The sequence below is a fragment of the Akkermansia sp. KLE1798 genome, assembly GCF_001580195.1.
GTDB lineage: Bacteria > Verrucomicrobiota > Verrucomicrobiia > Verrucomicrobiales > Akkermansiaceae > Akkermansia > Akkermansia biwaensis.
On the sequence record NZ_KQ971093.1, the window covers coordinates 37,359 to 50,409 of the forward strand.

The 13,051-nt window shown below is 55.6% G+C and carries 9 protein-coding genes; 4 read left to right on the forward strand and 5 right to left on the reverse strand.

Going from position 1 to position 13,051, the window contains the following annotated elements:
- Positions 1–42: 42 nt before the first annotated feature.
- Together HMPREF3039_RS10455 and HMPREF3039_RS10460 are read right to left on the reverse strand one after the other, a co-directional pair.
- A complete protein-coding gene (locus HMPREF3039_RS10455) occupies positions 43–1,659 on the reverse strand; it encodes a phosphoethanolamine transferase (RefSeq protein ID WP_067570503.1) in 1,617 nt (538 codons plus the stop codon).
- A gap of 221 nt (positions 1,660–1,880) precedes the next feature.
- Positions 1,881–3,176 carry a hypothetical protein gene (locus tag HMPREF3039_RS10460; RefSeq protein ID WP_067570501.1) on the reverse strand — a complete coding sequence of 432 codons (1,296 nt, stop codon included), beginning with the start codon at positions 3,174–3,176 and terminating at the stop codon, positions 1,881–1,883.
- A 315-nt stretch (positions 3,177–3,491) separates the two neighbouring features.
- On the opposite strand from HMPREF3039_RS10460, the gene HMPREF3039_RS10465 reads away from it, so the two are divergent.
- Positions 3,492–3,920, forward strand: coding sequence for an EMC3/TMCO1 family protein (locus HMPREF3039_RS10465; RefSeq protein ID WP_067982549.1), 429 nt, complete (start codon positions 3,492–3,494; stop codon positions 3,918–3,920).
- A 116-nt stretch (positions 3,921–4,036) separates the two neighbouring features.
- Here the strand turns inward: HMPREF3039_RS10465 and HMPREF3039_RS10470 are convergent, their stop codons facing one another.
- On the reverse strand, positions 4,037–4,585 hold the full coding sequence (locus tag HMPREF3039_RS10470) for a rubrerythrin family protein (RefSeq protein ID WP_067570498.1): 549 nt from the start codon (positions 4,583–4,585) through the stop codon (positions 4,037–4,039).
- 204 nt (positions 4,586–4,789) lie between these two features.
- Here HMPREF3039_RS10470 and HMPREF3039_RS10475 point away from each other — a divergent pair, with 204 nt between their 5' ends.
- Positions 4,790–5,290, forward strand: coding sequence for a hypothetical protein (locus HMPREF3039_RS10475; protein WP_067570496.1), 501 nt, complete (start codon positions 4,790–4,792; stop codon positions 5,288–5,290).
- Between the two features lie 229 nt (positions 5,291–5,519).
- Here HMPREF3039_RS10475 and HMPREF3039_RS10480 read toward each other — a convergent pair whose 3' ends face one another.
- Both HMPREF3039_RS10480 and HMPREF3039_RS10485 read right to left on the reverse strand, forming a co-directional pair.
- The gene (locus tag HMPREF3039_RS10480; RefSeq protein ID WP_067570494.1) at positions 5,520–6,674 is read right to left on the reverse strand and encodes a M42 family metallopeptidase; all 1,155 of its coding nucleotides are present in this window, start codon (positions 6,672–6,674) and stop codon (positions 5,520–5,522) included.
- Positions 6,675–6,764: 90 nt separating this feature from the next.
- Positions 6,765–8,384: a beta-N-acetylhexosaminidase gene (locus HMPREF3039_RS10485; RefSeq protein ID WP_231863913.1), complete on the reverse strand. Its 1,620-nt coding sequence runs from the start codon at positions 8,382–8,384 to the stop codon at positions 6,765–6,767.
- Between the two features lie 271 nt (positions 8,385–8,655).
- Here HMPREF3039_RS10485 and HMPREF3039_RS10490 point away from each other — a divergent pair, with 271 nt between their 5' ends.
- Both HMPREF3039_RS10490 and HMPREF3039_RS10495 read left to right on the forward strand, forming a co-directional pair.
- Complete coding sequence (locus HMPREF3039_RS10490; protein WP_147550014.1) at positions 8,656–11,268, forward strand: two-component regulator propeller domain-containing protein; 2,613 nt, start codon at positions 8,656–8,658, stop codon at positions 11,266–11,268.
- Positions 11,255–12,886, forward strand: coding sequence for a hypothetical protein (locus tag HMPREF3039_RS10495; RefSeq protein ID WP_197483309.1), 1,632 nt, complete (start codon positions 11,255–11,257; stop codon positions 12,884–12,886). The genes HMPREF3039_RS10490 and HMPREF3039_RS10495 overlap by 14 nt, the downstream gene beginning before the upstream one ends.
- The last annotated feature ends 165 nt before the right edge of the window (positions 12,887–13,051 follow it).

A 13,051-nucleotide genomic window follows, 5' to 3' on the forward strand; every position in this document is an offset into this window, starting at 1 on the left:
TTCCGGCGGGCGCCGTTTTATCGCAGAATGTCGTGGTTTCCTTCACAGGCTGGCTGCCGTGGCCGTTGCGAACGGCTGCCAGTCCGCCAGCACTTCCGGCTGGATGGGAACGGCGGTTTCCTTTGCCTGCGGGGCGGCCAGGTTCAATTCCGGCCGCACGGTCTCTGAGCGGATGGCCGCCAGGGACAGAAGGGTATGGAAAATATGGTCGTGTGAAACGGCTTTCAGGCGGTTGGCCTTCAGGGCGCGTACCATGTCCGGGTAACGCGCGGCGAAAGTGTCCGAATACCAGACGAACATGGCAGGCCGGTAAACGCAGGGGAGTGTGTGGCCCTGGAACATTTTTCCTTTTTCTCCCAGGGCTACGCCGTGGTCGGAACAATAGAAATAAATGGCGGGCCGGTCTTTCAGGCGGCTGATCATGCGGTGTACGGAGGAGTCCAGGTCCACGATGGAATTGTCGTAGGCGTTGATCGTTTCGTCCAGATGCGCCTTGGGGTCGTCCATGTTGCAGCGGGCCGGAGTGAAACGGGCGGCTTTTTCCGGATAGGAAAACGCCATGTGGCTGCCCTCGTTGTAAATGACGTACAGTTGTCTGGCGTTCCCGTACTCTCCCAGACATTCCTCCATTACCAGGGAAGTGCGCTCCTGCCTCATGTCCGGTGTCCGGTGAAGCGGCGGCGTTTGTTTCTGCACCCGGCAATTCCGGGTCAGGATGCCCAGGGAATAGTCGTGTACGGAATCCCCGTTCAGGTCCATGATGCGGATGGATTTGAAGCCGTGCTTGTTGAAAAGGTCAATGAAGGAGGAATGGCCGGGTTGGCGCCGCTCCAGTTCCGCATCCGTAAACATGCCGATGGCGGAAATGCGCGTAACGATGCCGAAGGAGGTGGCGTGGGGGAAGGATACGACGTTGGGCTCACGGGAGAGCAGGGGCATTGTGTTGCGGTGGTAGCCGTTCAGGGGGAGATGGTCCGCTCGGACACTCTCGCCCATGTGGAAGACGACGACCAGATTGTCCGGTGCATTGCAGTGGGAAAGCGGCTCCGCGCAGGACGGAAGCTCCTGGAGTATGTTGAACTGCCTGGCGTCATTTGCGACGTATTCGTTGACCAGCTTGTTGGCCATTACAAAATCCACCAGCGGCCAGCCCTTCGCCTTGTCGGAAGTATAATAGAGGTAGAGGGGTTCCGCGCTGCACGAAACGGCCGGGATGCTCAAAAGAAGGGAAACGCCGTAAAGGCCCCAGATGCAGGCAAGGGCGGGCCATGTGGCCGTCTGGTGAAGGGAACGGCGGCTCCAGTAGATGGCCAGGTAGATAAAGCCGGCCAGCAGCAGTGTTCCCGCTATGGATCCGGCCGTGCAAAAGGCGCAGGCTTCCTGGAAATTGGTCTCTGCGATGCTGGCCAGGACGGAGAGGCTCAGGGTCACTCCGTACCGCATTTGCATCATGTACAGGCCCGCATTGAACAGGATGACGGCCGGAAGAACGGCGTAAGCCGTGAAGCGGTATTTCAGGCAGAGCAGGATGACGCCGCAGAGCAGGCTGGCGGAGCAGACAATCCCCATGCAGCTCATCAGCACGCTTTGGCCGTCGTTGAGTACATAGGGATTGACCACCAGCGCCGCTACGAGGCTGGCCGCCCACAGGCAGCGCATGCGGCGGGGTACGAATGCGGCACGCAAAGCCTGCAAAACCGCCGTCCATATGTGTTGTTTTGCAAGGTGCCGTGCCGGAGAGTCGGTAGTTGTCCGGGGTATTGCCATCAGATGAACGGGGCGGGGTTTCTTCCGCCCCGGAAAGAAGTTATTGTAAGGCCTCGGGAACGAGGCTCAAGCAGAATTATGCCGGAATGAATTTCATGGAGGCGAGGGTTTATCTAATTGAAGTATTCGTCAAAGGTGGAAAAATGGAAAAATACATTTCCTGACGTTTCTATGAGCAATAGTTTATCCCATTCGTCATCTATTTCCTGGTTTCCCCGACGTTTCAAATAAAAAAGTTCCTGCAGGCGCACCCGGTTGGAGGAGAGTGATTGAAGCAGTTTTTTGGCTTCCCCGGCATTGCCGGAAAGAGGGTCCATGGGGATTGCCTGGTTCAAAGCCTGCCGGGCTTTGTCCCACTCTCCTTGTTCCGCAAAAAAACGGCCTTTGAGCAACAGCAGCAACTGACGGGATGCATAAGAGGTGTATTTGGAGAAAGATTTTTCCAGACGTTGAAGGGCTAGTGACGGATTATTTTTATAAGTGTCGTCCAATTTGAAAATCTCTGCCCCCATGCGGATATTGTCCCAGGCATGCGTACGCAGGTAACGGGACATTTTGGAATGGGGAGAAATGGAAATAATTCGGGCCTGCACTTTTTTCACGGGCTCTTGTAGAAATGAATCCAGGAAGGAGGGGTCCTTTTTCAGGGGGTGGATGTACGGTTCCACAGCCAGGTAAGATTCCAGGAACTGCTTTACGACAGGAGAGGCATTGAGCCGTGTTTGATAAGGCTGGAGGAATGATTGCAGCTGTTCCATGTTTTCTGCGTTGGAGATGATTTTGAGAAGTTCACTCAAAAGCTGGTTCATCTGCTCAATACGGCGGGCGCGTTTTTTTAATCCGCTGGAATCTTCGCCGTCGTTTTTCAGCGTTTTTTCCATCCAGTTGCGGTAGGAAGCATGGAATTGTTCTATTCCGTCAGGCATGGACAGGAATAATTGTCCGATGAGGCGGAAATCCGGATTTTTGCCGGGCTGCCTGTCCAGGGATTGAAGAATTTTCTGAATGACGGGTTTGCGCTCGGCCGCAATAACCAATTCTTCAAGGACCCAGTCCATTCCCATGGTCCATTCACTGGAAAAACTGTAATAAGGCCGACCAAGGGCATCACAAAAAACGATGACGGTGGAGGGGGAATCCTCCGGGTCGGACAGGGGCATTTGCTGCTCCACCAGAATGTAGTTGCGGCGTGCGGCATTTGTGAAGTGAATGGAATGGAACAAGGGCTCCGGATTTTCGTTGCTGAACAGGGGGTATTTCCCGATTTTGTAAAGCACCAGGATATCCTTGCCATCATTTTGCGCAGCTTGTTTTGCCTTTTCCATATCCTGCAGCCAAGTTTCATCCGAGGCGGCGGCAGTACACAGCCACAGGCAGCAAACGGCCAGTATCAGGAGGATTTTTTTCATTGTTGGAAATAGTTGGTTGCCATTCATTAGCACTGTTTTTTCGTTTCTGCAAGCCTGCTTTAACGGAGGTGATGCCCGCCATATCTGTCAGGGCGCCTGGTGCACATGGGGAAAGGGAGGTAAACAGGTTTTGCCGGATTTGCCTGCAAGTGGAGTTCCATGGAAGAGGGCGCGGCTGTGGCTGCACAGGAGCAAATTTCCGGCTGCCGGCATTATTTACCCGGAATTCCGTAAACCGGAGGATGTTGGAATTTTTTACCTGTGATTCTTTGGCAATGATTGACAATCAGTTGCGGCAAGGTATATAGGAGACATATGGAAACTCAAAACCAACCTGTTGCCTGTCAATGTTCTGGAATCCTTAAAGGTATTACGGTCGCTTGTGCCGTGCTGGCCGTGGTGCTTCCATGGTTTGGCATGATGGCGGCCCTTATCGGTATCCTGCTTGCGGTAGTATCCATCGTATGTGCCATTATCGCCGTATGCAAAAAGGCTACTGTGTTCGGCATCATCATGATCGTCGTGGGCATGATTGCCGGCGGCATAGCTACCGGAGGGTATTTGTTCTCCGTAGCCAAGGATTTGAATCTCGTTGATCAAGGCAAGATTCAGGTAGAGTTTGCAAAGAAAATCGAGGCTGCCCAGAAGGCCGGCGACCTGGAAAAGGTGGAGGAGCTGAAGAAGGAGCAGCAGGAGGCACTGGAACAATATTCGCAGAATCTGCAGAAAAAGTTCGCTAAATAGAAACTTTTGCTCTTTTCCGGCCCGCGTGTATTGCGGAAGCCGGTGTAAAAAACCGCCCGGGAATAACCCGGGCGGTTTTGCAATGTCATGGAAGGTCTCCGGTGCTCAAGCGGAGTTTATCCAATGACGAGGAATTTTTCAGCCTTGGTGCCGCAGAGGGGGCAGGCTTTCACACCTTCCAGAGATTTGAAGGTGTCCCCGCACACAAGGCAGATCCAGTATTGTCCGGGCAGGGCGCTGGTGTCTCCGTTTTCCAGGGCCTGGAGGGCGGCGGCGTAAAATTCGGCATGTTCCTTTTCCGCTTCCGTGGCCCAGGTGAAGGAACGGACGGCGGCCTTCTGCCCTTCTTCCTCCGCTGCGGCGATGAATTCCGGATACATGCTTTCAAATTCATGGGTTTCCCCGGCAATGGCGGCTTTCAAGTTTTCCGCCGTGGTGCCCACATGAATCTGAATGTCGAAGGGGGCCATGTTGGCTCCGAGTTTTTCCAGTACCTTGTTGTGGTTGGCGGCATGGACGGATTCAGCCTTGGAAGCGGCTTCAAACAATTTCTGGATGAGAGGCTGCCCTTCCTGGCCAGCTTTGGCTGCGTAGGCCGCGTAAGTGGCGGAGGCGGTGCTTTCGCCAATAATGGCGGCTTTCAGATTTTCTATGGTCTTGGTCATCGGAATTAAATTTATAATAATTCTAAAAAGATGCAACTGAAAAAATCCGGAAGCTTGAAAAAATTGCAAAACACGTTTTCTGCGGCATCAGAGGGAGCCGTAACGCAATGAGGCATTGACGCAGACATGGAGAGCCTGTACAAGGAGAACGCTATGAAGAGCATTGTAACAATTAGTTCAGCATGTGCCCTGGCATTTGCAGGTATGGCTTCCGCCCAGGATGCCCCGGCTCCGGCTTCCGCGCCGGCTGCTGAAACGCCTGCGGAGCCGGCTGCACCGGCCGCTGAAGTTTCCAAGGAAGCTAAGGAAGCCGCAGACCAGATGCTGGCATTGATGAAGGAAATGTCCGCTACGCTCAGCACGGTAAAGGACAAGGCCACCGCAGATGCGGCCGCTGAAAAGATGGCGAAGATCAATGAAAAGGGTGAAGCCCTTTCCAAAGACGCCCAGAAATTGGCGGACCAGGTGGACGCTGCCATGCAGGCCCGCCAAGCCGAACTTCTGCCCATTTTCATGGGCATGATGACTGACATGCAGCGCTTGCAGCAGGCCGACTTCTTCGGCAGCCAGGCTCTGAAGGACGCCATGAAGAAGACCGGCGCTTCCGGTCCGGAAGAAGGCGTTGAAGTAGAGGAAGAAGAGGTGGAAGTGGATGCCGCTCCGGCTCCTGCTCCTACTCCTGCACCGGCTCCCGCCGCCAAGTAATTTTCCTTTTCTCATTGATTCGCTCCCGGTGCCTTTCAGGATGCCGGGAGATTTTTTTGTGCCGGTTGCGGCATGCCGCCGAAGGGGAAGGGAAATGCCAGGCCGGGTTTATGGAGACATGGCCCTGCCGGTCATGCAGGTTTTCCGGAATTAGACAGGTTTTCAATGAAACAGGCCGCATCCGTTTCCGGGTGCGGCCTGCTGTTCAGGGAGGTATCAAATACTGGCCTTACTTGGCCTTCTTTTTCTTGGCGGCGGCTTTGTCGGTCTTGGCAGCGGCCTTGGATGCCTTGGCCGGTTTGTCGCAAACGCTCTGGCATTGATTGACGGAGTTCCAGGACCAGTCCCATTTGTCCACATTCATGGCACAGGCGGCCAGCAGGTCCACGGCCGCGTCCAGATCGCTCTTGCTGGCCATTTCAATGACCTGGTGGACGTTGCGGGTGGGAACGGAGATGGCGCCGGCGATGGAGCCGCCGGGTACGAATTTCTGCATGGCTCCGGCGTCCGTTCCGCCTGCGGGCAACATTTCCACCTGCCATTTGATCTTGTTGGCTTCCGCGGTGGCTTTCATGAACTGCACCATGCGGCGGTCCGCGATGATGGAGCCGTCATAGAGCTTGATGGCCGCGCCTTCACCCAGGCGGGAGACCTGCTCGTGCGCCGGGGTGCCGGGAATGTCGCAGGCGATGGTGACGTCCAGCGCGATGGAGAAGTCCGGCAGGATGTCCAGCGTGCCGGCCTGAGCGCCTCTCAGGCCCACTTCCTCCTGCACGGTGAATGCGGCCACGAAGTTGCAGGAGGGTTTCTTTTTGGAAGCCTTGATGGCGCGGAGGGCTTCAATGAGCACGTAGCATCCGGCGCGGTTGTCCAGGGATTTGACGTTCACGCAGTCGCCCATTTCCACCAAGTCCCGTTCACGGGTGACGGAGTCGCCCACGGAGACGTATTTTTCCACTTCCTCCTTGCTCATGCCCAGGTCGATGAAGAAGTCGGTCACTTCCGGAAGCTTGGTGCGTTCCGCGGGAGACATGACGTGGATGGGCTTGGCACCCATGACGCCGATGAGGTCCTTTTTCCCGTGGACGATCACGCGCTGGGCGGTCAGCGTCTTGGCGTCAAACCCGCCCAGGGGCAGGAATTTGATGAACCCCTTGTCGTCGATGTGGCGGACCATGAAGCCGATTTCGTCCATGTGGGCGGCGGCCATCATGGTTTTTTCCGTATCCTTGCCTTCCACAATGGCGATCACGCTGCCCATGTTGTCCACGCGTATGGCGTCTACGAGGGGCGCCACTTCCTGAATGATGAAGTCGCGGATTTTGTCTTCAAACCCCGGAGCGCCCGGAGTTGCGCAAACCTGACGAAGCAGTTCCAAATTCATAATGCCGCCAATGTAATGGTTTTCCCGAGGCTTGGCTAGTCCATAATGCGGCCTCCGGAAGTGGGCGCACGGCATGGTTTTCTCCCGGATTCAGCGGAGTTCCCGGGTGATGACGGCATCCGGGCGTGCGGGGGCGCCGTTGTCCGGCCTCTTGTAGTTCACGCCGCAGGCGTCCAGGAACGGGAGCTGGCGTTCCAGCCGCTGCCGGAATTCCTTTTCGTTTTTCAATTCGCGCGGCGTCCAGGCTACTTCCGCCAGCGCCAGGGCGCGGGGGAAAACTTGGTATTCCCACTTCGGCAGGTTTGGGATGTATTCCGCCCAGACGTTGGCCTGGCAGCCCAGAACCTGTTTTTCCCGGTCTTTCGGCGTGCCCTGCGGGACGGGTTCCAGAGAATAGACGTGCTGCCAGGTGAGAGAATCGTTGTTGATGGTCTCGTATTCCGCGGCGGCGGGCTTGCCGGGGCCCTGGTCATAGTCGAAGTACAGGTGGCTGTTGGGCGTCATCACTATGTCGTTGCCCTGTTCCAGGGCGTGCCTGGCGCTGTTCGGCATCCAGCTCCGCCAGACCATCATGGTGGCGGTCGGGGAAAGCCCCCCTTCCTGGATTTCATCCCAGCCGATCAGCCTTTTGCCGTGGCCGTTGATCATCTTTTCCACCCTTCTGACGAAGTAGCTCTGGAGTTCGTGCTCATTTTTCAGGCCCTTGTCTTTCATGACTTGTTGAGCCGTGGGGGACTGCTTCCACTGGTCCTTGGGGGCTTCATCCCCGCCGATGTGGATGTACGGGCTGTCCGGGAACAGGCGGCACACTTCGTCAATGACGTCTTCCAGAAAGCGGAAGGTTTTTTCCGTGGGGGCGAACGTGTAGGGGTGGACTCCCCAGGTTTCCTGCACTTTCGGGGCGTAATCCGGAATGTCTGAGTTTCCCAGCTCCGGATAGGCGGCGATAGCTGCGGAGGCATGTCCGGGCAGTTCCACCTCCGGAATGACGGTAATGCCCCGGTCCTTTGCGTATTGGACCACGTCCCTGATTTCCTCCGCCGTGTAATGGCCGGAATAGGGCTTGCCGTCCGGCTTGCTGCGGTTGCCGATCACGGGGGATTGCGCACGGGTCCCCCCTGTTTCCGTGAGCCTGGGGTATTTGGCAACGGGAAGCCTCCACCCCTGGTCGTCCGTCAGGTGCCAGTGCAGGATGTTGAATTTGTACCTGGACATCAGGTCCAGAACTTTCTTGATATCCCGCACGGGCATCATGTGGCGGCAGCTGTCCATCATGATGCCGCGCCAGGAGAAACGGGGACGGTCCCTTATCTCCAGCGCGGCTAGTGCGGGAGCGTCGCCGCCGTCTTTGACGATGCTCTGCATGAGGCTTTGCAGGGCATGGAGGCCGCCGTTGGCCGCGCCGCTGTCAATGGAGATGGAATCCGGGGTGACGGTCAGGCGGTAACCTTCCCTTCCCAGGGATTTGTCTTCCGCAAAGGCAATGTCCGCGCCCTGTTCAACCATTGCCGTTTTGACGCCGTTTTCCCGGAAAAGGCGCTCCGCCTGTACGGAAAGGGGATGCCCCGCCGGAAGTTTCACGCCGCCGTTTTTCAGCGCAAAACCGGGCTGTCCGGCCTTGAATTCCAGCGAAGCGGGCCGCGGAATGATGCAGGGAGCCTCCTGGACGGGGGCGGAAGGGGCGCCCCAGCAGAAAGGGGCTAGAATCAAAACTGTTGCAGCAGAAAAGGGGATGAAAGTCATGACAAGAGAAATACGGGCTGTTCCTGCAAAAAATTCCGTTCTTCATTTTTATTTATTTTTGTTTTCGGAACGGCAGGTGGTACGAACTTTTTTCACCAGGACGCCTGGAGTGCCTGGAGTATTTCCCGGCTATTTAAAAAACGGAATATGAATCACAATTTTATAACAATTATTTTTTAATTGACGAAATGCCTCCTTTTATTATTTCATCAGAATTATTCCCCTGTCCTTCTTTCCTATGATTTCTCTTTCAGTGATCTGTATGCGGCACCCCCTGATCCGTTTGTCTGTCTGCCTGTTCGCGGGCATCCTGTTCATACCGGCGGTCCAGGGCGCTCCCACAAGCTCCCGGACTCCACAGCAGGCTTCCTCTTCCATGCCCCGCTGTCCCGCCTCCTTCCTGATGGATGCCGTTGTCGATCACCAGGGCGCCCTCTGGGCCGCTTCCGAGAATCAGGGGCTCTGGAGGCTTGTTCCGGGAGGTTCCTGGCAGTACATGAGCAAAACTCCCGGATTTCCCAGAAATTCCCCCAACATTTACGCTTTGGCCGTAGATGGCCAGGGGCGCGTTTGGGCCGGAACCGCGCATGAAGGAGTGGCCGTATGGAACGGACGGGAATGGAAGGCCTATAATCGGCTCAATGGCCTCATCGGGGACCGCGTTTTCGATATCCAGGTCAGTCCGGAGACCGGGGATGTAGCTGTGGCTACCTCCGGGGGACTGAGTATTTACAGCCCGACGGAAAAAATCTGGACGGCTGTCAGCAGGGCCGAGGGGCTGGCGGAGAACCAGATCGAGTCCCTGGCCTTCATGGCCGGAGGAGCCCTGGTGGCGGGTTACCAGTGCGGCGGAGTGGGGATTTCCACTCCTGAGAGCGGATGGAAAAAATGGAACAACACACAGTCCCCCTGGCATTGGGATGAAGGCAGGCGCATGCACCAGCCCGGAGAAATGTACGGAACGGGGCTGCCTTCCAACCTGTGTAATGCCGTGGCGGCGGCGGGAACCCGGCACGTATGGGTTGCGACCAGCTGCGGGCTGGCGTGGCTGCGCGAAGGCAAATGGTTCTATACGCGCGGGAAAGATGCGGCAGCCAAGAACAAGGGTATTTACGGAGGGCTTCCTTCCGTATTCCGCAAAACGGGGTTTCCGTCGGAGATCGGGAAACCGGACATTCTGCCGGAGGATTATGTGACGGCTCTGCTGCCCTGCCGCGAAGGATTGTGGGTGGGGTTCCGCAAGGAGGGGGCGGTTTTGGTGGATCCGGCGGGAATGAAAGTGATAAAAAGGTCGCTGGACAGGCAGCGCAACGACAGGGCCAAATGGGTTAGGAGTTTTGTAGTGCTGCCCGGGGGGGATGTGTACGCCTGCACGAACGGAGGGGGACTGCAAAAGGTGGGAGAGACAGCCAAATACCGTGTTCAGGGAGCAGCCGCTTCCACGCCCCCGCATCCCCGGGAAGCACCGGTGGAGCGCCTACGGAATGCAGGGGGGATGGAAGAAGGAGGGAATTCGTCCGGTACGGGAGTGGTGTACGTGGGAGAGGATTGGGCGACGCGCGGGGACTGGTGCGGCCATTATGGACAGGACCAGGCTCTTTTGTGTGCCGTAAACGCTCCTTTGAGCAATACCTATTTTTCTACGCGCTATCCGGATTGGCGTCAACCCGGCGCAGTGCCCAAGGGAGAAAAAATTCTGGAGGTGGACATTCGCGGTTACATGGGCCCCCATAAGAGGAAAAAGGACTTTCTGCGCGCCTGGTGCCACAGGCCCAGCTGGCCGGAGAACCGCAACGTACTTTATTGCCCGGAAGTAGGAACGCGCACGGAGGCGGAATGGGACGACCACGGGGAAGCTTATGAAAGCACGTTTGACGGGCCGAATGTCTGGATAGTGACGGATATTCCGGAAGGATTGCACGAGGTGGCCCTGTATTTTTACAATCCGAACGGCAGGGAGGGGAACAACGGCTACCGGGATTTTCTCCTGGAAGCCCGGACATGGAAGCCGAAATATCCGGGCCTTGTTAATTTCCTGATCCAGGGGAACCGGATGCGGTTTCTCCAGGGGAAAGAGCCTCCCCAAGGGGCCTGGGGCAGGAATATGGACAAAAGGAAGGAGGAAATATTCGACCAGCAGGGGAAGCCGGTGGAAGCGCGGACGCGGGTGAAGGATTTTGCGGGGAACGGCGTGTACAAGAGGTTTTTGGTAAAGGGGCCCGTCTCATGCGGTTTCACCGTAAGGCGCAATGCGTCGTTTAATACGATCGTCAACGGTGTTTTTGTGACAAGGCTGGACGGGAAATACGACACGTTGCCCATCCTGGCGTCCAGGGATCCTTATATTCCTTCCGTAAACGGTTTGTCGGCAGGGGGTGACCTGCCCATGGACGTTCTTTCCCTGTGGAGCGGGGCTTTTACGGATTACCTGCCTTCTCCCTCCCGGTGGGACCGCGGGGAGCGGGACCGTCTCCGGGCCTACAGGTCCATGCAGAAGCATCTGATGCCCCGCGCCGAAAACGTGCAGCACCGGGAATTGCTGAGAGTATGGCAGTTTTCCCTGAAACTCTGGGACGGCGACTTGAGGAACGCTTTTGATAAGGCGTGTATCCGTTCATGGAACGAGCTGCAGGAACGCAGCGTCATTTATCGTTCCAGGGAATGGAGGCCCAACAGCCCCAACGTTCTTCCCCTGAGCCGGGAAGAGCTGTCCCAAATGGCGGCCCGCGGCATTGACTGGAAGCAGTATCTTCCGGGTTCGGCATCCCGCCCGCAAATGTCCCTGGAGGAACTGAAACGTTTTCTCAAGGAAGCTCCCCCTCAACAACCCGAAAATAATGATGAAGAATAACGTATTACGCCTATTGCCGACTGCCGGTGCGGTTTTCGGTGTCTGGACCTGCCTGTTCGCCTGCGGATATGCCCAGGATCGGAAACCGGAAGAAGTGGATGTGGATGATGCCCGTTGGAAGAAAACAGATAATCTGACGGTTACTTCCGAAAACGTGACCAAGCACATTGTGGAACTGGAGCACAGCCAGGATTCCGACAGCTTTGTTTATATCCGTACCTCGGAGAACAACAGGGAACATTTCCGGGCTTCCTGCAAATTCATTCCCACTGTTCACCGGGAGACGAATGCGGAAGTGGAGGCCAAGCTGGTATGGAAGATGGAGGATGACCGGGGCTACGTAAAGCCCAAGGAAGAAGAACTGTCCTGGGAATATCCGTATGAGGCGGATCTCCAGAATATCCAGCCGGAAAATGATCACCGCATTCTGGTTTGCATGCGCGCACGGCTCAAATCCCCGGGAGAAAAGGAGGAATGGAAGGAAAAGCGCGGGCAGTTGCGCCGCGTATTCGTGCAGGATCCCCGCCTGGAGATGCGGGTCAAATCCATTGCGTTCAATACCGTTCCCGGTAAAATCAGCAATGACGCATTTGATCTGGTGGACAAGGTGAGGGGAAAGGTCATCAACGACAAGCCTGAATTCAAGGACGGCAAGCTGGTGAATCAGAACATGGCCGTTGTTTATCCCGTCAAGTCGCAGCCAGTGGTGGAAACCGTACTTCAGCTCTCATCCAAAAAACTGACCGCAAAGCAGCTGGAACCCTTTCAGTGGGGAGCAAGGGCGGAAAAATTTGATGAAGATGACAAAAGCAGCCTTCTGGGGAGTTTAAAATTGCAGGGAGAGATCAAGAAATCTATTGAAGTCGGAAAGTTGCTCCTGACAGGCCGTTTTTCGGCTGAGGCACCTCTGGGCGACAAGATGCGCAAGGGGAAAATCGATCTGGAATGGGTTCTCAAGGAGGACAAGGATGATATTTACCTGGAAAAGGTTCACCGAACCACGATCCAGGATACCTTCCTGATCCTGAGACAGGCGGAAATTGACCAAAGCGCAAGTAAGGACACCAAGATCTGGAAAAATGGCATCGAATTGGCTGTCAATATACTTTTGCGCCCTGCCCCAAAAGAGGAAGCCCAAACATGTTCGGAGCCGGGGGAATATGCCAAAATGCTGGTGAAGGGGATTTATCAAAAAAGCTGGTATCCTGAAGATTTTCTTCCGAAGTACAGTCGCAAATATCCGAAAGGAAAAGGGTACGTGCATGACATTTTCCTCAACAAAATGGTGAGCAACTTTGCCGAAGACAACATATTCCTGATTTGTGTGGAGGCTGCCGCCTTATTCCGTTCCATGCAGAATCTGGTGACGGATGGAGAAGCTACTGCACAGGATATCCTGCGCAAGTATGACTGGGGCCATCAGGTGGGGATCTATGGAGGAAAAGTCTATGACGGTACACCTTGTAAGAAGACGACGGACGGGCAAAGGCCGCCACAGGGAGAACACGAAGTAGGCACCATGACGTTGAATGAATTCATTGACAAGCGAAATGAAGGAATAGTGAATGACCGATGGTATATTTCTGAGGGAGATACGGAACACCGATTGATTAATTGATATGAAAAAGTTATTGCTGATACTTTTATTGTTCTGGACGGCTGTTCCCGCAGATGCGCGGGTGGGCATGTATTTCGTGAAGGGAAACTGGCATGATTCGTGGGAAAAAGAATCGATGTCGGAATGGGGGAAGTGGATGACGTTTACACCTCTTACAGAAAAAAC